The 23,398-nt window shown below is 70.7% G+C and carries 19 protein-coding genes and 4 tRNA genes; 19 read left to right on the plus strand and 4 right to left on the minus strand.

Going from position 1 to position 23,398, the window contains the following annotated elements:
• Positions 1-24 precede the first annotated feature (24 nt).
• A complete protein-coding gene (locus AC3A3L_RS15260; protein WP_487640894.1) occupies positions 25-2,316 on the plus strand; it encodes a catalase in 2,292 nt (763 codons plus the stop codon).
• A gap of 53 nt (positions 2,317-2,369) precedes the next feature.
• On the opposite strand, the gene AC3A3L_RS15265 is transcribed toward AC3A3L_RS15260, so the two are convergent.
• The 3 genes from AC3A3L_RS15265 to AC3A3L_RS15275 form a co-directional block, all read right to left on the minus strand.
• Positions 2,370-2,444 (minus strand) — tRNA-Val (locus tag AC3A3L_RS15265).
• A gap of 21 nt (positions 2,445-2,465) precedes the next feature.
• Positions 2,466-2,536: transfer RNA gene (locus AC3A3L_RS15270), tRNA-Cys, on the minus strand.
• 36 nt (positions 2,537-2,572) lie between these two features.
• A tRNA-Gly gene (locus AC3A3L_RS15275) sits at positions 2,573-2,645 on the minus strand.
• A gap of 162 nt (positions 2,646-2,807) precedes the next feature.
• Here AC3A3L_RS15275 and AC3A3L_RS15280 point away from each other — a divergent pair.
• From AC3A3L_RS15280 to pyk, 12 genes are all read left to right on the plus strand, one after another.
• Entirely contained in the window at positions 2,808-3,635 is an 828-nt protein-coding gene (locus AC3A3L_RS15280; RefSeq protein WP_487640895.1) for an aminotransferase class IV, read from the plus strand.
• On the plus strand, positions 3,632-3,994 hold the full coding sequence (gene hisI, locus AC3A3L_RS15285; protein ID WP_487640896.1) for a phosphoribosyl-AMP cyclohydrolase: 363 nt from the start codon (positions 3,632-3,634) through the stop codon (positions 3,992-3,994). The genes AC3A3L_RS15280 and hisI overlap by 4 nt, the downstream gene beginning before the upstream one ends.
• On the plus strand, positions 3,987-4,619 hold the full coding sequence (locus AC3A3L_RS15290) for a Trp biosynthesis-associated membrane protein (protein WP_487640897.1): 633 nt from the start codon (positions 3,987-3,989) through the stop codon (positions 4,617-4,619). Before hisI ends, AC3A3L_RS15290 begins: the two co-directional genes overlap by 8 nt.
• A 53-nt stretch (positions 4,620-4,672) precedes the next feature.
• A complete protein-coding gene (locus tag AC3A3L_RS15295) occupies positions 4,673-4,873 on the plus strand; it encodes an HGxxPAAW family protein (RefSeq protein ID WP_268111052.1) in 201 nt (66 codons plus the stop codon).
• Between the two features lie 81 nt (positions 4,874-4,954).
• Positions 4,955-5,752 (plus strand): indole-3-glycerol phosphate synthase TrpC, encoded by a 798-nt coding sequence (trpC, locus tag AC3A3L_RS15300; RefSeq protein ID WP_487640898.1) that lies wholly within the window; start codon positions 4,955-4,957, stop codon positions 5,750-5,752.
• 2 nt (positions 5,753-5,754) lie between these two features.
• On the plus strand, positions 5,755-7,056 hold the full coding sequence (gene trpB, locus AC3A3L_RS15305) for a tryptophan synthase subunit beta (RefSeq protein WP_487641198.1): 1,302 nt from the start codon (positions 5,755-5,757) through the stop codon (positions 7,054-7,056).
• Positions 7,053-7,856, plus strand: coding sequence for a tryptophan synthase subunit alpha (gene trpA / locus AC3A3L_RS15310; protein ID WP_487640899.1), 804 nt, complete (start codon positions 7,053-7,055; stop codon positions 7,854-7,856). Before trpB ends, trpA begins: the two co-directional genes overlap by 4 nt.
• The gene (locus tag AC3A3L_RS15315; RefSeq protein ID WP_487640900.1) at positions 7,846-8,442 is read left to right on the plus strand and encodes an SCO family protein; all 597 of its coding nucleotides are present in this window, start codon (positions 7,846-7,848) and stop codon (positions 8,440-8,442) included. Before trpA ends, AC3A3L_RS15315 begins: the two co-directional genes overlap by 11 nt.
• Before the next feature lie 8 nt (positions 8,443-8,450).
• Positions 8,451-9,446, plus strand: a complete 996-nt coding sequence (gene lgt, locus AC3A3L_RS15320) for a prolipoprotein diacylglyceryl transferase (RefSeq protein ID WP_487640901.1) — start codon at positions 8,451-8,453, stop codon at positions 9,444-9,446.
• Between the two features lie 152 nt (positions 9,447-9,598).
• Complete coding sequence (gene gltB, locus AC3A3L_RS15325; RefSeq protein ID WP_487640902.1) at positions 9,599-14,152, plus strand: glutamate synthase large subunit; 4,554 nt, start codon at positions 9,599-9,601, stop codon at positions 14,150-14,152.
• 62 nt (positions 14,153-14,214) lie between these two features.
• Entirely contained in the window at positions 14,215-15,699 is a 1,485-nt protein-coding gene (locus tag AC3A3L_RS15330) for a glutamate synthase subunit beta (protein ID WP_487640903.1), read from the plus strand.
• Positions 15,700-15,812: 113 nt separating this feature from the next.
• Entirely contained in the window at positions 15,813-17,261 is a 1,449-nt protein-coding gene (pyk, locus tag AC3A3L_RS15335; RefSeq protein ID WP_487640904.1) for a pyruvate kinase, read from the plus strand.
• 153 nt (positions 17,262-17,414) lie between these two features.
• Here the strand turns inward: pyk and AC3A3L_RS15340 are convergent.
• A tRNA-Leu gene (locus AC3A3L_RS15340) sits at positions 17,415-17,490 on the minus strand.
• A gap of 122 nt (positions 17,491-17,612) precedes the next feature.
• Here AC3A3L_RS15340 and AC3A3L_RS15345 point away from each other — a divergent pair.
• The 6 genes from AC3A3L_RS15345 to AC3A3L_RS15370 all read left to right on the plus strand — a co-directional run bounded on the left by AC3A3L_RS15345 (position 17,613) and on the right by AC3A3L_RS15370 (position 23,370).
• Positions 17,613-18,179 carry an ANTAR domain-containing response regulator gene (locus AC3A3L_RS15345; RefSeq protein WP_487641199.1) on the plus strand — a complete coding sequence of 189 codons (567 nt, stop codon included), beginning with the start codon at positions 17,613-17,615 and terminating at the stop codon, positions 18,177-18,179.
• Between the two features lie 199 nt (positions 18,180-18,378).
• Entirely contained in the window at positions 18,379-19,539 is a 1,161-nt protein-coding gene (locus AC3A3L_RS15350) for a branched-chain amino acid ABC transporter substrate-binding protein (RefSeq protein WP_487640905.1), read from the plus strand.
• Between the two features lie 137 nt (positions 19,540-19,676).
• Positions 19,677-20,606: a branched-chain amino acid ABC transporter permease gene (locus tag AC3A3L_RS15355; RefSeq protein WP_487640906.1), complete on the plus strand. Its 930-nt coding sequence runs from the start codon at positions 19,677-19,679 to the stop codon at positions 20,604-20,606.
• The gene (locus AC3A3L_RS15360; protein ID WP_487640907.1) at positions 20,603-21,742 is read left to right on the plus strand and encodes a branched-chain amino acid ABC transporter permease; all 1,140 of its coding nucleotides are present in this window, start codon (positions 20,603-20,605) and stop codon (positions 21,740-21,742) included. The genes AC3A3L_RS15355 and AC3A3L_RS15360 overlap by 4 nt, the downstream gene beginning before the upstream one ends.
• Complete coding sequence (locus AC3A3L_RS15365) at positions 21,735-22,670, plus strand: ABC transporter ATP-binding protein (RefSeq protein WP_487640908.1); 936 nt, start codon at positions 21,735-21,737, stop codon at positions 22,668-22,670. The genes AC3A3L_RS15360 and AC3A3L_RS15365 overlap by 8 nt, the downstream gene beginning before the upstream one ends.
• Positions 22,660-23,370, plus strand: a complete 711-nt coding sequence (locus AC3A3L_RS15370; RefSeq protein ID WP_487640909.1) for an ABC transporter ATP-binding protein — start codon at positions 22,660-22,662, stop codon at positions 23,368-23,370. Before AC3A3L_RS15365 ends, AC3A3L_RS15370 begins: the two co-directional genes overlap by 11 nt.
• The last annotated feature ends 28 nt before the right edge of the window (positions 23,371-23,398 follow it).

Raw genomic sequence — 23,398 nt, forward strand, 5'->3', positions numbered from 1 at the left:
CGCACCCCATCTCGAGGAGCCCGCATGTGCCCCAAGAAGTCCGCAGCCAAGAAGCCCGCAGGCGCGGCGAAGAAGGCGGCCGGCAAGGCGGTCAAGGCCGCCGAGGCCGTCGCTGACGCCGTGTCCCTCACGGACAAGCCCGTCCCGGGTGCCCCCGGCAGCGAGCCGCCGACGCTCGAGGAACCCACCACGCCGCGTGAGGTGCCGCCGCCGAAGGCGGACCAGCAGCAGCCCACGCCGATGTCGCCCACGGGCGCGCCGAGCGCGGACCCGTCGACCGCGAGCGCCCAGCAGGGCGCCTACCTGACGACCGCGACCGGTGTCCGCATCGGCGACAGCGACCACTCGCTCAAGGCAGGCCCGCGGGGCCCGACGCTCCTGTCGGACCACCACCTGCGCGAGAAGATCATGCACTTCGACCACGAGCGCATCCCGGAGCGCGTGGTCCACGCGCGCGGAGCCGGTGCGCACGGCGTGTTCGTGGCCAACGGCGCCGCGTCGAAGGTCAGCCGGGCAGCCGTGTTCGCCAAGGGTGAGGAGACCCCGGTCTTCGTGCGCTTCTCCACGGTGCTCGGATCTCGTGGATCGGCCGACACGGTCCGCGACACCCGCGGGTTCGCGACGAAGTTCTACACGCGCGAGGGCAACTGGGACCTGGTCGGCAACAACATCCCGGTCTTCTTCATCCAGGACGGGATCAAGTTCCCCGACGTGATCCACGCCGGCAAGCCGCACCCGGACCGCGAGATCCCGCAGGCGCAGAGCGCGCACGACACGTTCTGGGACTTCGTCTCCCTCCACACCGAGGCCCAGCACCACGCCCTGTGGAACATGTCCGACCGGGGCATCCCGCGCAGCTATCGCACGATGGAGGGCTTCGGCGTCCACACGTTCCGCCTCGTCGACGCCGAGGGCGGCACGACGCTGGTCAAGTTCCACTGGAAGCCCAGGCTCGGCGTCCACTCGCTCGTGTGGGAGGAGGCCCAGCTGATCGGCGGCCTGGACCCCGACTTCCACCGCCGCGACCTCTACGACGCGATCGAGTCCGGCGCCTTCCCCGAGTGGGACCTCGGCATCCAGACCTTCCCGGACACCCCGGACCAGATGTTCGAGGGCATCGACCTGCTCGACTCCACCAAGCTGGTCCCGGAGGAGCTCGCACCCGTCCAGGTGATCGGCACCCTGACGCTCAACGGGAACCCGACCAACTTCTTCGCCGAGACCGAGCAGGTCGCGTTCCACACCGGGCACCTGGTGCCCGGCATCGACGGGACCGACGACCCGCTGCTGATGGCCCGCAACTTCTCCTACCTCGACACCCAGCTCACCCGGCTCGCCGGGCCGAACTTCAACCAGATCCCGATCAACCGCCCGCACGCCCCGGTCGCCGACAACCACCGCGACGGCTTCCACCAGCAGGCCGTCCACGGCGGCGTCGCGCCGTACAAGCCGAACTCGCTCGACGGCGGTTGCCCGTTCTTCGCGGGTGCCGACGAGGGCGCGTTCGTCGACGTTCCGGTCACCGTGCCGGAGGCGTCGAAGGTGCGCGAGAACCCGGCGACGTACGACGACCACTTCAGCCAGGCGCGCCTGTTCTGGAAGAGCATGACCCCGGTCGAGCAGGAGCACATCGTCCTCGCCTACACCTTCGAGCTCGGCAAGTGCTACGAGCAGGCGATCAAGGAGCGTCAGCTCCTCGCCCTCGCCAACATCGACGACGAGCTGTGCGCCCGGGTGGCCCAGGGCCTCGGCCTCCCCGCCCCGGAGCGGACCGTGCGCTACGACGAGCCCGACCCGAGCCCGGCCCTGTCGCAGGTGGGGGAGACGTGGCCCACCGACGGGCGGATGGTCGGCATCGTCGTGGACCCCGCCGGCGACCTCGGGTCGGTCGCCCAGCTGCGCGAGGCGCTCCTCGCGGCCGGCCTCCTGCCCCTCCTCATCGGCCCGCACGGCGGCGACCTGGGCGACGGGCTGGTGGCGCAGCGGACGTTCGCCACCGCCCGGTCCGTGGAGTTCGACGCGGTGGTCGTCGCCGGCGCCGCGCCGCCCGCACCGGACGCCGTGCCCGCCCGCGACTCCAAGGCGGGCGGCTCCGCGGCCGTGGCCACCGACCCCCGGGTCGACCTCCTGGTCGAGGAGTGCTTCCGCCACAGCAAGGCGGTGGCAGCAGCAGGAGACGGGCGTGCGGTCCTCGACGCGCTCGGCATCGGTGGTGCCGGGGTGACGACCGGCGACACCGGCTCGGACGTCGCGGACGACCTGCTGACGCTCCTGTCGGCGCACCGCGTCTGGGAGCGTTTCGCCACGACCGTGTGACCCCACATGAGCGAGAGGCCGGCTTCCGTGGGGAAGCCGGCCTCTCGTCGTGCTGGTGGGCGATACTGGGTTTGAACCAGTGACCTCTTCCGTGTCAAGGAAGCGCGCTACCGCTGCGCCAATCGCCCAGGTCTTGAGTTGTGACTGCGAGGTGGGTACGGGATTTGAACCCGTGTAGACGGATTTGCAGTCCGTTGCCTCGCCTCTCGGCCAACCCACCGTGGAGGTTCCGGAAATGAACGGGGGAGACCTTCCGAGCGGACAACGAGACTCGAACTCGCGACCTCAACCTTGGCAAGGTTGCGCTCTACCAACTGAGCTATGTCCGCCTGCATCCCTGACCGTTTCACCGGCCCTGAGTGCGAGTGGAACAGTAGCCCATGGCCGACGCGGCGCCAAAATCGGCCCCCCGTCCAGGGTGTCCCACCCGCCCCAGTGCTCCCGTCCGGCGCCCCGGGAGGCGCCCCGGGAGGCGCCCCTAGAGTGACGCCATGCGCGCGTGGATCGACGGTGACCTCCTGACGGACCCGACCCAGGGGGCCGTCGCTGTCACCGACCACGGGTTCACCGTCGGCGACGGGGTGTTCGAGGCGGTGAAGACCCTGGACGGCGTGCCGTTCGCGCTGACCCGGCACCTGACCCGCCTCGAGCGGAGTGCCGCCGGACTCGGACTGCCGGCGCCCGACCTCGACGACGTACGACGGGGTGTCGCGGCCGTGCTCGACGGTGCGGGCGACGAGGCGATCGGTCGGCTGCGGATCACCTGGACCGCCGGCCCGCAGCCGATGGGGTCGGGACGTGGCGGGGGACCGGCGACCCTCGTGGTGGCCTACAGCGCCATCGACCACGCGGCGTCCGAGACCGCGGTCGTGACCGTCCCGTGGACGCGGAACGAGAACGGTGCCACCGCCGGGCTCAAGACCACGTCCTACGCCGAGAACGTGATCGCGCTGGCCCACGCCCAGCGCCACGGCGGCACGGAGGCCGTCTTCGCGAACACCGCCGGCAACCTCTGCGAGGGCACCGGCTCCAACGTGTTCTACGTCGTCGACGGCGAGCTGCGCACCCCGAGCTTGGCGTCGGGCTGCCTCGCCGGCATCACCCGCGAGCTGGTCATCGAGTGGTGCGGCGCGGTCGAGGTCGACGAGCCGCTGGCCGACGTGCAGGCAGGGGCGAGCGAGGCGTTCCTCGTCTCCACCACGCGCGACGTCCAGGCCATCGCCCGGTGGGACGACCGCGACCTCGCGGCGCCCGGACCTGTCACGCAGCGGTGTGCGGAGACGTGGCGTGCCCGCGAGGCTGAGACGATGGACCCGTGACGACCCCACCCTCGACCCTCGACCCCGCCATCGCCGCCCGCCTGCGGCACACGGCGGAGGGCCTCGTCCCGGTCGTCGTCCAGCAGCACGGGTCCGGTGAGGTCCTGATGCTCGCCTGGGTCGACGACGAGGCGCTCGCCCGCACCATCGACACCGGGCGGGCGACGTACTGGTCGCGCTCGCGGCGCGAGTACTGGGTCAAGGGCGACACCTCCGGACACGTCCAGTGGGTCAAGGAGGTCCGCCTCGACTGCGACGGCGACACGCTCCTGTTCGTCGTCGACCAGGTCGGCGACGCGTGCCACACCGGCGACCACACCTGCTTCGACGCCGACCTCGTGCACCGGGTCGATGACTGAGCCCGGGACGGAGGGCGAGGCGCCACCCGCGAAGCCACGGCGCACCTTCGGTCCCGTCGTCCTCCTCGGCGTCGCGTCCGCCGCACTCGCCGCGTGGGCCGCGAGCAAGCCCTGGGTCTCCGGCGCCGGCGCCGACTCCTCCGTGGACGCGTCCACCTCCACGGCGATGACGGCCGTGGGTGAGATCGCGACCTCCCCGCTCGGCACGGCCCTCGCGTTCGTCGTGCTGGCCTGCTGGGGCGTCCTGCTGGTGACACGAGGCCGGTTCCGCCGTGGGATCGCCGCGTTGGGCGCGCTCACCGCGCTCGGCTACGCCGCGACCGTCGTGTGGGCGCCGTTCACCCTGCCGGACCACCTCGTCGAGCAGGTGCGCCGGCGGACGGGCGCCACCCTCGACGACACGTCGCTGACCGGCTGGTACTGGCTCGCCGTCGTCGCCGCCCTCCTGGTGCTCGCCTCGACGGGGCTGGCGCTCCGCCTCGTCCGCACCTGGCCCGAGATGGGCACCAGGTACGACGCACCCACGGGCGCGCACGCCACCGACGACGCCGTTGCCGGTGGCCGCCCCGCCGAGAACATCGACATCTGGAAGGCCCTCGACGAGGGCCGGGACCCGACCGCCTAGACTCGTCGCGCACACCGCACGACCCCGGCTCGACCGACGAAGGAGCACCAACGATGGCTGCTGGCCACGGCAACACCCCCGCTGCTTGGACCGCTGTGGCGATCGCGATGCTCGGCTTCGTCGTGGGCAGCGTCGCCCTGCTGCAGGTCCCGACCCAGATGACCCTGCTCTGGATCGGCATCATCATCGCCGTCGTCGCGTTCCCGCTGTTCCTCGTGCTCTCCAAGCTCGGCTTCAACTCCTCCGAGCACTGAGCGCCACAGCCTGCCACGGGGCACGTCCGTCCACTGGGCACCGGCCCCGGACGGACTGGGCCCGGGTGAGAGGCTGAGGTCATGCCAGCGACCGGTTCCGTCCTCGACGACATCGTCGCGGGAGCACGCGAGGACCTCGCCCGCCGCGAGGCCTCGCTCCCGCTCGGTGACCTGCGAGCCCGCCTCGCCGACGCCCCGCCGCCGCGCGACCCGATGCCGCACTTCCGCGCAACCGGGTCCAGCGTGATCTCGGAGGTCAAGCGGCGCAGCCCGAGCAAGGGTGCCCTCGCCGACATCCCCGACCCGGCGTCCCTCGCGAAGGCCTACGCCCGTGGCGGTGCCGCGGCGATCTCCGTGCTGACCGAGGAGCGCCGCTTCGGCGGCAGCCTCGACGACCTCCGCACCGTGCGCGCCGCGGTCGAGACGCCGATCCTGCGCAAGGACTTCATCGTCGAGGGCTACCAGCTCGTCGAGGCCCGCGCTGCCGGCGCCGACCTCGCGCTGCTGATCGTCGCCGCGCTCGACGACGACACCCTCCGCCGGCTCCACGACGAGGCGACCGCCCTCGGGCTGACCGTGCTGGTCGAGGTCCACGACGAGGCGGAGGCGGAGCGCGCGCTGGCGCTCGGCGCCGAGCTGATCGGCGTCAACAGCCGCAACCTCAAGACCCTCGAGGTGGACCCCGGCGTGTTCGGCCGCCTCGCTCCCCAGCTGCAGGGCGACGCGGTCCTCGTCGCCGAGAGCGGCATCTCGGGTGTCGCCGACGTCCAGCGCTTCGTCTCCGAGGGAGCAGGCGTGGTGCTGGTCGGGGAGGCACTGGTCAAGGACGGCGACCCGGAGGCCGCCGTACGAGCGATGACAGGAGTGACGGCACCGTGAGCGTGCAGTCGAACGTCCAGGCGAGCAAGCAGACGAGCGGGACCGGCAGGTACGACGCCGACGAGCGTGGCTACTTCGGCGAGACGTGGGGCGGCCGCTTCATGCCCGAGGCCCTCGTCGCCGCGCTCGACGAGCTGACCGAGGCCTGGCAGGGCGCGATGGCCGACGAGTCCTTCGTCGCCGACTTCGAGCGGGTGCTGCGCGACTACGCCGGCACGCCGAGCCGGCTCTACCACGCCGAGCGGCTCTCCGAGCTGGTCGGGGCGCGTGTGCTGCTCAAGCGCGAGGACCTCAACCACACCGGCGCCCACAAGATCCGCAACGTGCTCGGCCAGGCCCTGCTGACCAGGCGGATGGGCAAGACCCGGGTGATCGCCGAGACCGGGGCCGGGCAGCACGGCGTCGCCAGCGCCACCGCGGCTGCGTGGTTCGACCTCGACTGCACGGTCTACATGGGCGCGGTCGACACCCGCCGCCAGGCGCTCAACGTCGCCCGCATGCAGCTCCTCGGCGCAAAGGTCGTCCCGGTCGAGTCCGGCAGCGCGACGCTCAAGGACGCGATCAACGAGGCGCTGCGCGACTGGGTCGCCAGCGTCGACCACACCGCGTACCTCTTCGGCACCGCCGCCGGCCCGCACCCGTTCCCGAGCATGGTGCGCGACTTCTGCCGCGGCATCGGCGACGAGGCCCGCGCCCAGTGCCTGGAGCAGTACGGCGTCCTCCCCGACGCCGTCGCGGCCTGCGTCGGCGGCGGCTCCAACGCCATCGGCCTGTTCACCGCGTTCCTCGAGGACGAGGGCGTGGAGATCCACGGCTTCGAGCCCGGGGGAGACGGCGTCGAGACCGGCCGGCACGCCGCCACCATCCACGCGGGCGAGGTGGGGGTGCTCCACGGCGCCCGCACCTACGTGCTCCAGGACGACGACGGCCAGACGATCGAGTCCCACTCGATCTCCGCCGGCCTCGACTACCCCGGCGTCGGTCCGCAGCACTCGTGGCTCGCCGCCGCCGGGCGGGCGACGTACACACCCGTCACCGACGCCCAGGCCATGGACGCGATGGCGCTGCTCAGCCGCACCGAGGGGATCATCCCGGCCATCGAGTCCGCCCACGCGATCGCGGGTGCGCTCGACGTGGCCAAGCGGCTCGGCGAGGAGAAGGGTCCCGACGCGACGGTGATCATCAACCTCAGCGGCCGCGGCGACAAGGACATGGGCACGGCGATCGAGTGGTTCGGCCTCGGCGACGCCGACCTCGGCCCGGACGCCGACCTCGAGCAGGCGTCCGAGGAGGCCGTGCAGTGACCTCGACGACCAGCGCCTTCGAGAAGGCGCGCGCCGAGGACCGGGCAGCCCTCATCGGCTACCTCCCGGCCGGCTACCCGAGTGTCGAGGGCTCGATCCGCGCGATGCGGACGATGGTCGAGGCGGGCTGCGACGCGATCGAGATCGGCCTGCCCTACAGCGACCCCGTCATGGACGGCCCGACGATCCAGGCCGCCGCCCAGGCCGCCCTCGACGGGGGCGTCCGCACCGCCGACGTCATGCGCGTGGTGGAGGAGGTCGCCGCGACCGGCGTGCCCACCCTCGTGATGACCTACTGGAACCCCGTCGAGCGCTACGGGGTCGAGCGGTTCGCCGCCGACCTGGCGCAGGCCGGGGGCGCCGGCCTGATCACGCCCGACATCACCCCGGACTACGGCTCGGAGTGGATCGCGGCCGCCGACGCGCACGACCTCGACAAGGTCTTCCTGGTCGCGCCGAGCTCGACCGACGAGCGCGTCGCGATGACCGCCCACGAGAGCCGCGGCTTCGTCTACGCCGCCGCCGTCATGGGTGTCACCGGCGCACGTGACGCGACCTCCGCCCTCGCCGGCCCGCTCGTCGGACGCGTCCGTGCGGCGGGCGACGTGCCGGTGGCCGTGGGCATCGGGGTCAGCAACGGCGACCAGGCCGCCGAGGTGGCCGCGTTCGCCGACGGCGTGATCGTCGGATCGGCGTTCGTCCGCTGCCTGCTCGACCACGAGGGCGACGAGGCTGCCGGGCTCGAGGCGCTGCGCGGCCTGACCGCCGACCTCGCGGAGGGCGTACGACGTGCGCGCTAGGGCACTCGCCGCGGTCCCGCTGCTCGCGCTGCTGGCGGCCTGCGGCGGGGGAGCGGAGTCGAACGAGCTCACCGGCACCGTCCTCGACCCGCCGTTCGAGGTGTCGTCGACCCCGCTCGTCGACACCGACGGGCAGGCCTTCAGCCTCACCGACGACACCGACAAGGACCTCACGCTCGTCTTCTTCGGCTACACCAACTGCCCCGACATCTGCGGGCAGGTGATGGCCACCCTCGCCGGCACCCTCACGCGGTTCGACGACGAGCAGAAGGACCGGCTCGACGTCGTCTTCGTGACCACCGACCCGGCGCGCGACGACGAGGCGGTGACCGAGGACTACGTCAGCGCGTTCGACCCGAGCATCATCGGCCTCACCGGCGACCTCGACGACATCGTCGAGGTCGGCGAGAGCCTCGCCGTCGGGATCGACAAGGGTGACAAGCTGCCCAGCGGGGGCTACGACGTCACCCACGGCACCCGCGTCTACGCCATCGACGCCGACGACGAGTCGCCGCTCATGTGGGACCACGACGTGTCGCAGGCCCAGCTGGCCCACGACGTCACGATGTTGCTCGACGAAGGATGATGCTCCCCATGCTGACCGTGCCGGCCCTCGTCGGATCGCCCCTCGTGACCCTGATGTCCATCCCGAGCCCCGCCGACGGCGTGTGGAACCTCGGGCCGGTCCCGATCCGCGGCTACGCGCTGAGCATCATCCTCGGCATCGTGCTCGCGATCTGGATCGGCGAGCGGCGCTGGGTCGCCCGCGGCGGCACCGCCGGCGAGGTCAGCGACCTGGCGATCTGGGCCGTGCCCTTCGGGCTGGTCGGCGGCCGGCTCTACCACGTGATCACCGACTGGCACCTCTACTTCGGGGAGGGCCGGAACCCGATCACCGCGCTCTACGTCTGGCGCGGCGGTCTCGGGGTGTGGGGGGCGATCGCCCTCGGCGCCGTCGGGTTGTGCATCGGCGCGCGGCTGAAGGGCATCAAGCTGCTGCCCCTGGTGGACGCGCTGGCCCCCGGCGTGCTCGTCGCCCAGGCGGTCGGACGATGGGGCAACTGGTTCAACCAGGAGCTCTACGGCCGCCCCACCGACCTGCCGTGGGGCCTGGAGATCGACGTCGCCCACCGCCCGGCCCAGTACCTCGACCAGGCGACGTACCACCCGGCGTTCCTCTACGAGTGCGTGTGGAACCTCGCGGCGTTCGCGCTCATCATCTGGCTCGACCGCCGCTTCCGCCTCGGCCACGGGCAGGTGGCCGCGCTCTACGTCATGCTCTACACGCTCGGCCGCGGCTGGATCGAGAACCTCCGCATCGACGACGTGCAGATGGACGACGTGCTCGGGCTGCGCCTCAACGTGTGGACCTCCATCGTGCTCTTCGTCCTCGCGACCGCCTGGTTCATCTGGTCCGCCGTGCGCCACCCCGGCCGCGAGGAGGTGGTCCGCACCCGGGAGCCCGAGGTCGAGGACGCCGAGCGCACCCGGGACGCGGACTCCACCGAGCACACCGACACCGAGCACACCGACGACGTCGAGGGCGCCGAGCAGACCGAGGACGGACGCCCCGCCGGTCCCACGGCCTGACACACGGGGCGCCGGCGGCGCCTGCCGGTGATAGGTTCCGTCTTGCTCGGGCCAACGTCGTCCCCAGCGGTAACTTCCACCCCCTCGCCCGTCGTGGACCCAGCGAGATCCAGGTCCGCGACGCGCGGAGACGACGACGGGAGAATGCCTCCATGCACGCATTCCCGCCGAACTTCCCTCCCGCGCAGGGTCTCTACGACCCTCGCCACGAGAAGGACGCCTGCGGTGTCGCCATGGTGGCGACCCTGACCGGTGTGGCCAGCCACGACATCGTGGCCAAGGCGCTCACCGCCCTGCGCAACCTCGACCACCGCGGCGCCGCGGGCGCCGAGGTCAACTCCGGCGACGGCGCCGGCATCCTCATGCAGGTGCCCGACGCCTTCCTCCGCGAGGTCGTCGACTTCGACCTGCCGCCCGCGAGGGCGTACGCCGTCGGCACCGCGTTCCTGCCCGGTGACGACGACGCGGTGGCCAAGACCCGCCGGCGCATCGAGGAGCTCGCCGACGAGGAGGGCCTCACGGTCCTCGGGTGGCGCGAGCTGCCGGTCGACGACAGCACGCTCGGCGCGACCGCGCGCAGCGTGATGCCGAGCTTCGCGCAGGTCTTCGTCGCGGGCCGTGGCGCCCGGGTCAGCGGGATGGCACTGGAGCGGCGGGCCTTCTGCCTGCGCAAGCGCGCCGAGTCCGAGACCGACGTCTACTTCCCGTCGCTCTCCTCGCGCACCCTCGCCTACAAGGGCATGCTCACCACCGACCAGCTCGACCAGGTCTTTCCCGACCTGACCGACGAGCGGGTCGCCTCGGCGATGGCTGTCGTGCACTCGCGCTTCTCCACCAACACCTTCCCGAGCTGGCCGCTGGCGCACCCGTTCCGGTTCATCGCCCACAACGGCGAGATCAACACCGTGATGGGCAACCGCAACTGGATGCGCGCCCGCGAGGCGCTCCTCGAGAGCGACCTGATCCCCGGCGACCTCGAGCGGCTGTTCCCGATCTGCACGCCCGGCGCCTCGGACTCGGCGTCGTTCGACGAGGTGCTCGAGCTGCTGCACCTCGCCGGCCGGTCGCTGCCCCACGCCGTGCTGATGATGATCCCGGAGGCGTGGGAGAACCACCGCGAGATGGACGCCAAGCGCCGTGCGTTCTACGAGTTCCACTCCATGCTGATGGAGCCGTGGGACGGGCCGGCCTGCGTCGTGTTCACCGACGGCACCCAGATCGGCGCCGTCCTCGACCGCAACGGCCTGCGCCCCTCGCGCTACTGGGTCACCGACGACGGCCTCGTCGTGCTCGCCTCCGAGGTCGGCGTGCTCGACCTCGACCCCGCCACGGTCGTCCGCAAGGGCCGCCTGCAGCCGGGCCGGATGTTCCTCGTCGACACCGAGGAGCACCGGATCATCGAGGACGAGGAGATCAAGAGCCAGCTCGCCGCGGAGCAGCCGTACGACGAGTGGCTGCACGCCGGGCTGATCCACCTCGACGACATCGACGACCTCGAGCACATCGTCCACACGCACGCCTCGGTCACCCGCCGCCAGCAGGTCTTCGGCTACACCGAGGAGGAGCTGCGGGTCCTGCTGAGCCCCATGGCCAACACCGGGGGCGAGGCGCTCGGGTCGATGGGCACCGACACGCCGATCGCCGCGCTGAGCGAGAAGCCGCGGATGCTCTTCGACTACTTCTCGCAGCTGTTCGCCCAGGTCACCAACCCGCCGCTCGACGCGATCCGCGAGGAGCTCGTCACCTCGCTGAGCGGGTCCATCGGCCCCGAGGCCAACCTGCTCCAGCCGACCCCCGCGTCGTGCCGCCAGATCGTGCTGCCGTTCCCGGTCTTCTCCAACGACGACCTGGCCAAGATCCGCCACATCAACCGCAACGGCGACATGCCGGGCTTCCAGGTCCACGTCGTGCGCGGCCTGTACGCCGTCGAGGGCGGGGGAGCGGCCCTCGAGGCCCGCCTCGACGAGCTGTGTGCCGAGGTGTCGGCGGCCATCGCCGACGGCGCGCGCATCATCGTCCTCTCCGACCGGCACTCGACCGCCGAGCTGGCCCCCATCCCGTCGCTGCTGCTCACCGGCGCCGTCCACCACCACCTCGTCCGCGAGAAGACCCGCACCCAGGTCGGCCTGCTGGTCGAGGCCGGCGACGTCCGCGAGGTCCACCACGTGGCGCTGCTGGTGGGCTACGGCGCCGCCGCGGTCAACCCCTACCTGGCGATGGAGTCGGTGGAGGACCTCGCCCGCGAGGCCTACTACGTGAAGGTCGACGCCGACAAGGCGGTGGCGAACCTGATCAAGGCGCTCGGCAAGGGCGTGCTCAAGGTGATGTCCAAGATGGGCGTCTCGACGGTCGCGTCCTACACCGGCGCGAAGATCTTCGAGTCCGTCGGCCTGTCCCAGGCCGTCATCGACCGCTACTTCACCGGCACGACGTCCAAGCTCGGCGGGATCGAGCTCGACACGATCGCCGAGGAGGTGGCCCGCCGCCACGCGACGGCGTACCCCCGTCGCGGCATCACGCCGGCGCACCGCGAGCTCGCCGTGGGCGGTGAGTACCAGTGGCGTCGCGAGGGCGAGCCGCACCTCTTCGACCCGGAGACGGTCTTCCGGCTCCAGCACTCCACCCGCACCGGCAGCTACGACATCTTCAAGCAGTACACCGACCGGGTGAACCAGCAGTCCGAGCGGCTGATGACGCTGCGCGGGCTCTTCACCTTCAAGGACGGTGTCCGCGAGCCCGTTGCCATCGACGAGGTGGAGCCGGTCTCGGCGATCGTGAAGCGGTTCTCCACCGGCGCGATGTCCTACGGCTCCATCAGCCAGGAGGCGCACGAGACCCTCGCGATCGCGATGAACCGGCTGGGCGGCAAGTCCAACACCGGGGAGGGCGGCGAGGACCCGGACCGCCTCTACGACCCCGAGCGCCGCTCGTCGATCAAGCAGGTCGCGTCGGGCCGGTTCGGCGTCACTTCGGAGTACCTCACCAACGCCGACGACATCCAGATCAAGATGGCGCAGGGCGCCAAGCCCGGCGAGGGCGGCCAGCTGCCCGGCCACAAGGTCTACCCCTGGGTGGCCAAGACCCGGCACTCCACGCCCGGCGTGGGCCTGATCAGTCCGCCGCCGCACCACGACATCTACTCCATCGAGGACCTGGCGCAGCTGATCCACGACCTCAAGAACGCCAACCCCGCGGCGCGCATCCACGTGAAGCTCGTCTCCGAGGTCGGCATCGGCACGGTCGCCGCAGGTGTCTCCAAGGCCCACGCGGACGTCGTGCTGGTGTCCGGGCACGACGGCGGCACCGGTGCCTCCCCGCTCACCTCGCTCAAGCACGCGGGCGGACCGTGGGAGCTCGGCCTGGCCGAGACGCAGCAGACGCTGCTGCTCAACGGGCTGCGCGACCGGATCGTGGTGCAGGCCGACGGCCAGCTCAAGACCGGGCGCGACGTCGTCATCGCCGCGCTGCTCGGTGCGGAGGAGTACGGCTTCGCGACCGCGCCGCTCGTGGTCAGCGGCTGCATCATGATGCGCGTCTGCCACCTCGACACCTGCCCGGTCGGCGTCGCGACCCAGAACCCGGTGCTGCGCGAGCGCTACAGCGGGCAGGCCGACTACGTCGTGAACTTCTTCGAGTTCATCGCCCAGGAGGTCCGCGAGCTCCTCGCCGAGCTCGGCTTCCGCAGCCTCGACGAGGCGATCGGCCAGGTCGGCGCGCTCGACGTGGCCGGTGCGGTGGACCACTGGAAGGCCGCGGGGCTCGACCTCACGCCGATCCTCCACCAGGCGTCCGCGCACGGCGAGTTCGGCCAGTTCGAGGACCAGGACCTGCGCAACACGAAGACGCAGGACCACGGGCTCGCCAAGGCGCTCGACAACGAGCTGATCGCGATCGCCGCCCCGGCGCTCGAGAACGGCGAGCCCGTGCGCGCCCAGGTCGCGATCCGCAACGTCAACCGCACCGTCGGCACGATGCTCGGCCACGAGGTCACCAAGCGCTACCGCGGCGACGGCCTGCCCGACGGCACGATCGACATCACCCTCACCGGCTCGGCCGGCCAGTCGTTCGGTGCGTTCGTGCCGCGCGGCGTCACGCTGCGCCTCGAGGGCGACGCCAACGACTACGTCGGCAAGGGCCTCTCCGGCGGCCGGCTGGTCGTCCGGCCCGACCGCGCTGCCACGTTCGAGGCGGCCGAGCAGATCATCGGCGGCAACACGATCGGCTACGGCGCCACGTCCGGACAGCTGTTCCTGAGCGGTCGCGTGGGCGAGCGGTTCTGCGTGCGCAACTCGGGCGCCACGGCCGTCGTCGAGGGCGTCGGCGACCACGGGTGCGAGTACATGACCGGCGGCGTCGTCGTCGTCCTCGGTCCCACGGGTCGCAACTTCGCGGCCGGCATGTCGGGCGGCTACGCCTTCGTGCTCGACCTCGACGAGCAGCGGGTCAACCCCGAGCTCGTCGAGCTCGCCCCGGTGACCGGCAAGGCCGCCGACGAGCTCAGGAGCCTGGTCGAGCAGCACGCCGAGGAGACCGGCTCCGCCGTGGCCACCTCGCTGCTGGCCGACTGGGACGCCTCCCTCGCCCGATTCACCGAGGTGATGCCGAGCGACTTCAAGCGCGTGCTCGAAGCACGTGAGGAGGCGCTGGAGGACGGCCTCAGCGAGGACGAGGCCGCCGCCCGGATCATGGAGGTGCTCCATGGCTGACCGCACCGCACCCCGCACGCACCCGACCACCACCCCCTGTCCTGCGAAGAAGGTGAACCAGCATGGCTGACCCGAAGGGCTTCCTGAAGCACGGCCGCGAGGTCGCCTCCCGACGCGAGGTCGCCGAGCGCGTCCAGGACTGGGACGAGGTCTACCCCGACGGGATCGGCCGCGCGCTGCTGCCGATCATCAACACCCAGGCCGGCCGCTGCATGGACTGCGGCATCCCGTTCTGCCACCAGGGCTGCCCGCTCGGCAACATCATCCCCGAGTGGAACGACCTGGTCTGGCGCGACGACTGGGACGGGGCGATGGACCGCCTCCACGCGACCAACAACTTCCCGGAGTTCACCGGTCGTCTGTGCCCGGCCCCCTGCGAGACCGCCTGCGTGCTGGGCATCAACCAGGACCCGGTCACCATCAAGAACGTCGAGGTCTCGATCATCGACCGCGCCTGGGGCTCGGGCTACGTCCGGCCGCAGCCGCCGGAATGGCTCTCGGGCAAGACCGTGGCCGTCATCGGCTCGGGCCCGGCGGGCCTCGCGGCCGCCCAGCAGCTGACGCGCGCCGGTCACACCGTCGCGGTCTACGAGCGCGCCGACAAGATCGGCGGGCTGCTGCGCTACGGGATCCCCGAGTTCAAGATGGAGAAGAAGCACCTCGACCGGCGCCTGGACCAGATGCGCCGCGAGGGCACCGTGTTCCGCGCCGGGGTTGACGTCGGCGGTGACCTGACGGGCGACAAGCTGCTCGACCGCTACGACGCCGTGGTGCTCGCCATGGGCGCGACGGCTGCGCGCGACCTGCCCGTGCCCGGCCGCGAGCTCGGCGGGATCCACCAGGCCATGGAGTTCCTGCCGCAGGCCAACCGCGTGGCGCTGGGCGAGGCCCCGACCGCCGACGGGTCGGACCAGATCGTGGCCACCGACAAGGACGTCGTCATCATCGGCGGCGGCGACACGGGTGCGGACTGCCTCGGCACGTCGATCCGGCAGGGCGCCCGCTCGATCACCCAGCTGGAGATCATGCCGCAGCCCGGTGACGACCGGCCCTCGGGCCAGCCGTGGCCGACGTACCCCATGACGTTCCGCGTCTCCTCGGCCCACGAGGAGGGGGGCGACCGGGTCTACGCCGTGTCGACGCAGGAGTTCGTCGGCGACGCCGACGGCCGGGTCTCCGCGCTGCGCCTGGTCGAGGTCGACGCGAAGTTCCAGCCCGTCGAGGGCACCGAGCGCGAGATCCCGGCGCAGCTGGTGCTGCTCGCCATGGGCTTCACCGGCCCCGAGCGCACCCGGCCCGAGGGCCCCGGGCTCATCGACCAGCTCGGCGTCGAGCTCGACGAGCGCGGCAACGTCAAGCGTGACGCGTCGTACGCCGCCTCGGTGCCCGGCGTCTACGTCGCCGGCGACGTGGGGCGGGGTCAGTCCCTGATCGTCTGGGCGATCGCCGAGGGTCGCAGCGCGGCCGCTGCGGTCGACGCCCACCTGACCGGCTCGACCACGCTGCCGTCCCCGATCAAGCCGCACGAGCGCCCGCTGGTCGTCTGAACCACCGCGAGCGGTGAGTGAGGCAGGTTCCTCCGCCAGAAAACCTGCCTCACTCACCGCTCGACGTGGGTCGGGGTCTTTGGAACGATCCAATCTCCGATAGGGTGAAGCACGTGCGTAGAGCAAAGATCGTCTGCACCCTGGGCCCCGCGGTGAACACCCCCGAGGGGATCCGGTCCCTCGTCGAGGCCGGCATGGACGTCGCGCGGCTCAACATGAGCCACGGGGCGTACGCCGACCACGAGGCCGTCTACCGGCTGGTCCGGCAGGCCTCCGACGAGTCCGGGCACGCGATCGGCATCTTCGCCGACCTGCAGGGCCCGAAGATCCGTCTCGAGACCTTCGCGGACGGACCGGTCAAGCTCAAGCGCGGCGCCACCTTCACCATCACCACCCGCGACGTCGAGGGCACCGCGGAGATCTGCGGCACGACCTACAAGGGTCTGCCCGGCGACGTGAAGGCCGGCGACCCGCTGCTCATCGACGACGGCAAGGTACGGCTCAAGGTCACGTCGGTGGACGACACCGACGTCGTGACCGAGGTCGTCGTGCCCGGCAAGGTGTCCAACAACAAGGGCATCAACCTGCCCGGCGTCGCCGTGTCGGTGCCCGCCCTGTCCGACAAGGACACCGAGGACCTGCGCTGGGCGCTCCACCTCGGCGTCGACTTCGTGGCGCTCAGCTTCGTGCGCAACGCCGCCGACGCGGAGGACGTACGCGTCATCATGCGCGAGGAGGGGATCTCGGTCCCCGTCATCGCCAAGATCGAGAAGCCGCAGGCCCTCGACAACATCGACGAGATCGTCGACGCCTTCGACGGCATCATGGTCGCGCGCGGCGACCTCGGCGTGGAGTGCCCCCTCGAGGACGTCCCGATCCACCAGAAGCGCATCATCGACAAGGCGCGGCGCAACGCCAAGCCGGTCATCGTCGCCACCCAGATGCTCGAGTCGATGATCAGCGCGCCCGCGCCGACGCGAGCCGAGGCCAGCGATGTCGCCAACGCCGTCCTCGACGGTGCCGACGCGGTCATGCTGTCCGGCGAGACGAGCGTGGGGGAGTACCCCATCGTCGCCGTCGAGACCATGGCCCGCATCGTCCAGTCCACCGAGGAGCACGGTCTCGGCCACATGGCGGAGGTGGAGTGGCAGCCGCACACCCGCGGCGGCATCATCGCGAAGGCGGCCGCCGAGGTCGCCGAGCGTGTCGAGGCGAAGTACGTCGTCGCCTTCACCACGAGCGGTGACTCTGCCAAGCGGCTCTCGCGCTACCGCGGCCCGATTCCCGTCCTCGCCTTCACCCCCGAGGCCCGCACCCGCTCCCAGCTGGCGCTGACCTGGGGGGTCGAGACCTTCCAGGCGGGGGAGGTCGAGCACACCGACGAGATGGTGCGACAGGTCGACGAGGCGCTCCTCGCCATCGGACGCGTCCAGGAAGGTGACCTCGTCGTCATCATCGCCGGCAGCCCGCCCGGCATCCCGGGCTCGACGAACGCCCTGCGGATCCACCGCATGGGCGATGCCATCAACGAGGTCACCCCCGCCTACCGCCGCAGCCGCTGACCTGGCTCCGGCGGTGCCGGAGCCACATTCGACGTGCCAGGAATGTGGCTGGGCCACCGCTCGCGGAGTCGTCGGGGTCGTGTCGTCGGCGGGTGGTGCCGGAGCCACATTCGACGTGCCACGAATGTGGCTGGCCCACCGCCGGCGCAGTAGTGGTGCCCCGGGTGAGATTCGAACTCACACTGGATGGTGTTTGAGACCACTCTCTCTGCCGTTGGAGTACCGGGGCGGAATCGGCGTCGGAACCCTATCCGAACTAGCCTTGCCGTCGTGACGCAGCCCGTTGAGAGCAGCACCCCCGCAGACGGCGTACGCCGGGTCGTGATCGCCGAGGACGAGGCGCTGATCCGCATGGACCTCGCCGAGATGCTCGGCGAGGAGGGGTACGACGTCGTCGGCCAGGCCGGCGACGGCCGACGGGCCATCGAGCTGGCGCGCGAGCTCCGGCCCGACCTCGTCATCCTCGACGTCAAGATGCCCGTCCTCGACGGGATCGCGGCGGCAGAGACGATCGCGGGGGAGCGGATCGCACCGGTCGTCATCCTCACCGCGTTCTCCCAGCGCGACCTCGTGGCACGCGCGCGTGACGCCGGCGCGATGGCCTACCTCGTGAAGCCGTTCCAGCGCGGAGACCTGGTGCCAGCGATCGAGATGGCGGTCAGCCGCTACGCAGAGATCACCGTCCTGGAGCGCGAGGTCTCCGACCTCCAGGAGTCGCTGGCGACGCGGAAGTCCGTCGACCGGGCCAAGAGCGTGCTCCAGGAGAAGCTCGGGCTGAGCGAGCCCGACGCCTTCCGGTGGATCCAGAAGACCGCGATGGACCTCCGGCTCTCGATGAAGCAGGTCGCCGACGGCGTGGTGGAGCACGGCGTCGCCGGGCTCGCCGACGGCGACCCCGGGGCAGCCACCCCCTCCTGACCCGGGCTCGTCAAGGTCTCCTCAAGGCCGCAACCGCCTCGCATGTTTCGCACGCGTTTCCGGTACAGACCGGTTGGTCACGAAACGGCAACGGCACGCAACTCGGGCCGCTCAATCGTGTCCCGCGCCACATTCAGGGTGTTAGGTTCCCGCCACGAGGCTGCCGAGGTGGACAGCCCAGAGAACTACGGAGGGATCCATGATCCGCTCATCCAAGACGTGGCAGGCTGTCGCGTTCACGGCTGTGGCCGGCCTGGCGCTCAGCGCCTGCGGCACGACCGACACCGGCGGCGGCAGCGACAGCGGCGGCGGTGGCGACGACTGCACCTTCAAGATCGGTGCCATGGGCGCGCTGTCCGGCGCCAACGCCAGCATCGTCATCCCGTCCGTGGACGGCGCCGAGCTGGCGCTCGAGCAGTGGGACAACGACGAGTGCGACGTGACCCTCGAGCGCTTCGACACCGAGGGCGACCCGGCCAAGGCCACGCCGGTCGCGACCCAGATCGCCGGCGACGAGTCGTTCATCGGCGTCATCGGCGGCGCCTTCTCCGGTGAGACCCGCGCGACCAAGAGCATCTACCAGGACGGCGGCGTCCCGATGATCTCGCAGTCGGCGACCGCGACCGACCTGACGCAGGAGGACCCGGTCGAGGTGTTCCACCGCCTCGTGCCGTACGACGACTACCAGGGCGCCGCGATCGCCAAGTACCTCACCGACGAGGTCGGCGCCAGCAAGGTGTTCGTCGTCGACAACTCCGAGGCCTACGGCGAGCCCCTGGCCGACCGCGTCGAGGAGACCCTCGGCGACGCCATGGTCCAGCGCGACAAGACGCAGGTCGGCCAGACCGACTTCGCCCCGACGATCTCCAAGATGGAGTCGGCCGAGCCCGACGCCATCTTCTACGGCGGCTACATCGCCGAGGCGGCCCCGCTGCTCAAGCAGATCCGCGACGCGGGCATCGACGTCCCGTTCGTCGGTGGTGACGGCCTCTACGGTGCCGACTTCGGCAACGCCGTGGGTCCGGCCGGCGAGGGCGCGGTCGTGATGTGCCCCTGCGCCCCGATCGAGGAGGACAGCACCTTCGCTGCCGACTTCGAGGAGGCCTACGGTGGCGCTCCCGGCGCCTACGCGGCCGAGGGCTACGACGCGATGAGCGTCTTCCTCGCCGCGCTGGACGACGGTGCCCGCACCCGCGAGGACGTCCTGGCGTTCGTCAACGACTACGAGGGTGAGGGCCTGAGCAAGGACATCGCCTTCGACGACAGCGGTGACGTCCCCGCCGAGCAGGTCTCCTACTGGGCCTACAAGAACGAGGGCGGCACACTGACGCCCGAGGTCGAGGTCAAGCCCGAGAGCTGATCCAGGCACCAAGCATGACACCGCGGGGGCGGCCGGAACTCGGCCGCCCCCGCTCCATGGGCCCGGACCGGGCCGCTCTACTGGGAGGGTCCTGAGTGGACTTCGACGCCTTGATCAACGGGTTGGACCGTCACACATTGGACGGCATCACCCGCGGATCCATCTACGCGCTCGTCGCGCTCGGCTACACGATGGTGTACGGCGTGATGAAGCTGATCAACTTCGCCCACTCCGAGGTGTTCATGGTGGGCACCTGGACCGTGCTGGGCGTCTACACCGTCCTCGGAGCCACGGCCGGGATGGGCATCGGCATGGTCGTCGCGGCCACGCTCCTGGCCCTCCTGGCGGCCATGCTCGCCTCGGCCGGCACCGCGCTCGCCGTCGAGCGGATCGCCTACCGGCCCCTGCGCAAGAAGGGCGCTCCGCCGCTCATCTTCCTCATCACCGGCATCGGCTGCTCGATCGTCCTGGTCGAGACCTTCGGCCAGGTGCTCCGGGCGTTCTTCGGGCCGCCCTTCGGCCGCGTGACGGTCAACATCCCGTCGGTGATCGAGACCAAGGTCGCCTTCACCATCCCGGGGATCGACCTGCCCGTCACCAACACCCGGCTGCTGATCATCATCGGCGCCATCGTCATGATGGTCGCCCTCGACACGTTCGTGAACAAGAGCCGCCTCGGCCGCGGCGTCCGCGCCGTGGCGCAGGACCCCGACACCGCCTCCCTCATGGGCGTCAACCAGGAGCGCGTGATCATGCTCGTCTTCGTGCTCGGTGGCGCGATGGCCGGTGTCGCCGCCCTCCTGTTCACCGTCCAGTACGACATCACGAAGTTCGACATCGGCTTCATTATCGGGATCAAGGCGTTCACCGCCGCCGTCCTCGGCGGCATCGGCAATCTGCGCGGTGCGCTGGTCGGTGGCCTGCTGCTCGGCGTGGTCGAGGTGTACGCCTCCCAGGTCTGGGACTCCAGCTGGACCGACGTCACCGCCTTCATCGTCCTCGTCCTGGTCCTGATGTTCCGGCCCACCGGACTGCTCGGTGAGTCCCTCGGAAAGGCACGCGCATGAGCCAGATCCTCGACTCCTACCGCGGGCTCCAGCTCGGCAACCGCTGGGACCGCGCCCCGAAGTGGGTGCGCTCCCTCGGCCTGCTGCTGGTGATCGCGTTCGCGTTCTACCTGCCCTTCCTCAACATCCTGCCGTTCGCCTACATCCGCACCGACCTGAACCCGACGGGCTCCGACTGGTCGAGCGTGCTGTTCCTCATCGTCGTCTACATGATCGCGGCCGTCGGGCTCAACGTCGTGATCGGGTTCGCCGGGCTGCTCGACCTCGGCTACGTCGGCTTCTACGCCCTCGGCGCCTACTCCGTGGCCCTGTTCGGGTCGCCCTCGTCGCCGGTCGTCGCCTCGCTGCAGTCGCGGTTCGGGCTGTCCGAGGAGTGGGCCGTCCCGTTCGCCATGTGCATCCCCATCGCGATTGCGATGTCGCTCACCGCGGGTGTGATCCTCGGCGCTCCGACGCTGCGGCTGCGAGGCGACTACCTCGCGATCGTCACGCTCGGATTCGGCGAGATCATCCGCATCACCGCGCGCAACCTGGACAACGTCACGGGCGGTGCCGCGGGCATCACCCAGGTCCCCGTGCCGCCCGGCCCGGAGATCGACGGACGGTCGTTCTTCAACACCATCGACGCCGAGCGCTGGTACTGGCTGGCGCTCGTCGTCCTCATCATCATCGTCTGGCTGGCCAGCCGCCTGGAGCACAGCCGTGTCGGTCGTGCCTGGCTGGCCATCCGCGAGGACGAGGACGCGGCGGCGGTCATGGGTGTCGCCGGGTTCAAGTTCAAGCTGTGGGCCTTCGCCATCGGTGCATCCGTCGGTGGACTCGCCGGGCTCCTGTTCGGCTCCAAGCAGCAGTACGTCGAGCCCAACGCGTTCATGCTCAACCTGTCGTTCCTCTTCGTGGCCATGGTGGTCATCGGTGGCTCGGGCAACATCGTCGGCGTCCTCATCGGTGCCTTCCTGCTGACCTACCTCCCCGAGCGCTTCCGCGAGCTCCAGGAGTGGCGTCCCTTCGCCTTCGGGCTGGCGCTGGTGCTGGTGATGGTGCTGCGGCCGCAGGGCCTGGTGCCGAGCAGGCGGCGCGCCGCAGAGATCGAAGACCGACGACACGAGGCCCAGGAGGCTGCCGCAGATGTCTGAGCACAACACCGAGGTCGTCGAGGAGCTCAAGGACACCTCGGACCACGACCAGATCGCCATCGAGGCCTCGGGCGCCGAGGGCGACGTCCTGCTCGAGGTCGACCACGTCACGCTCCGCTTCGGCGGCGTGGTGGCGCTGAACGACGTCGACTTCGAGATCCGCCGGGGCGAGATCCTGGGACTGATCGGCCCCAACGGCGCCGGGAAGACCACGTGCTTCAACGCGATGACCGGTGTCTACACGCCGACCGAGGGGACGATCCGCTTCAAGGGTCAGGAGATCGCGGGCACCAAGCCGCACAAGATCAACCACCTCGGCATCGCACGCACCTTCCAGAACATCCGGCTCTTCCCGGAGATGTCGGCCCTGGAGAACGTCATGGTCGGGTGCGACGCCCGGCACAGGACGAGCGTGCTCGGGGTGCTGTTCCGTGCCTACCGGGTCCGTCCCTCCGAGGAGGAGCTGCCGGCGAGCGGCATCCGCCGCAGCTTCGCCAAGGTGTTCGGCATCAGCCGCCACACGTTGGAGGAGCGAGCCGGTCGACGTCGCTCGATGGAGCTGCTGCGCTTCGTCGGCATCGCCGACCGGGCCCACGAGGTCGCGCGCAACCTGCCCTACGGCTATCAGCGGCGCCTCGAGATCGCTCGCGCGCTCGCCACGGAGCCGGAGCTGATCTGTCTCGACGAGCCGGCTGCCGGCTTCAACCCCGCGGAGAAGGAGGACCTCATGGGCCTCATCCGCCGCATCCGCGACCTCGGTCACACGGTCCTGGTCATCGAGCACGACATGAAGCTGGTCCTCGGCGTCACCGACCGGATCATCGTGCTCGAGTTCGGCCAGAAGATCGCCGAGGGCACTCCTGAGGAAGTCGCCCGCAACCCGAAGGTCATCGCCGCCTACCTGGGAGAGCCTGACGATGCTGCTTGAGATGAAGGACGCCGTGCTGAACTACGGCAAGATCCAGGCCCTCCACGGGATCACCGTGACGGTCAGTGAGGGCGAGATCGTGTCCCTCATCGGTGCCAACGGCGCCGGCAAGACGTCGACGATGCGCGCCCTGTCCGGGGTCCGCGGGCTGTCGGCGGGATCCGTCGTCTTCGACGGCCAGGACGTCACCAAGATGCGGGCCGACCAGCGCCTGCGCAAGGGGCTCGTGCTGTGCCCCGAGGGCCGCGGCATCTTCCCCGGCATGACGGTCACCGAGAACCTCAACATGGGCGCCTACACCCGCAAGGACAAGGCGGCCATCGACGAGGACTACGACCGGGTCTTCGGCCTCTTCCCGCGCCTGCAGGAGCGCAAGAAGCAGGTCGCCGGCACCATGTCGGGCGGTGAGCAGCAGATGCTCGCCATCGGCCGCGCCCTCATGTCGCGTCCCAAGCTGCTGATGCTCGACGAGCCGTCGATGGGCCTCGCGCCGATGCTGATCCAGCAGATCTTCGACATCATCACCGAGATCTCCCAGCAGGGCACCACGATCCTGGTGGTGGAGCAGAACGCCAAGCAGGCCCTCTCGCGCAGCGACCGGGCCTACGTGCTGGAGACCGGCAACATCGTCAAGACCGGCACGGGCGCCGAGCTCCTCGACGACCCGACGGTGCGTGAGGCCTACCTCGGCGTAGCCTGATCCCGCCAACGGGGATAGGGTTCGTCCC

Source organism: Nocardioides sp. Soil_C_8, from assembly GCF_057656315.1.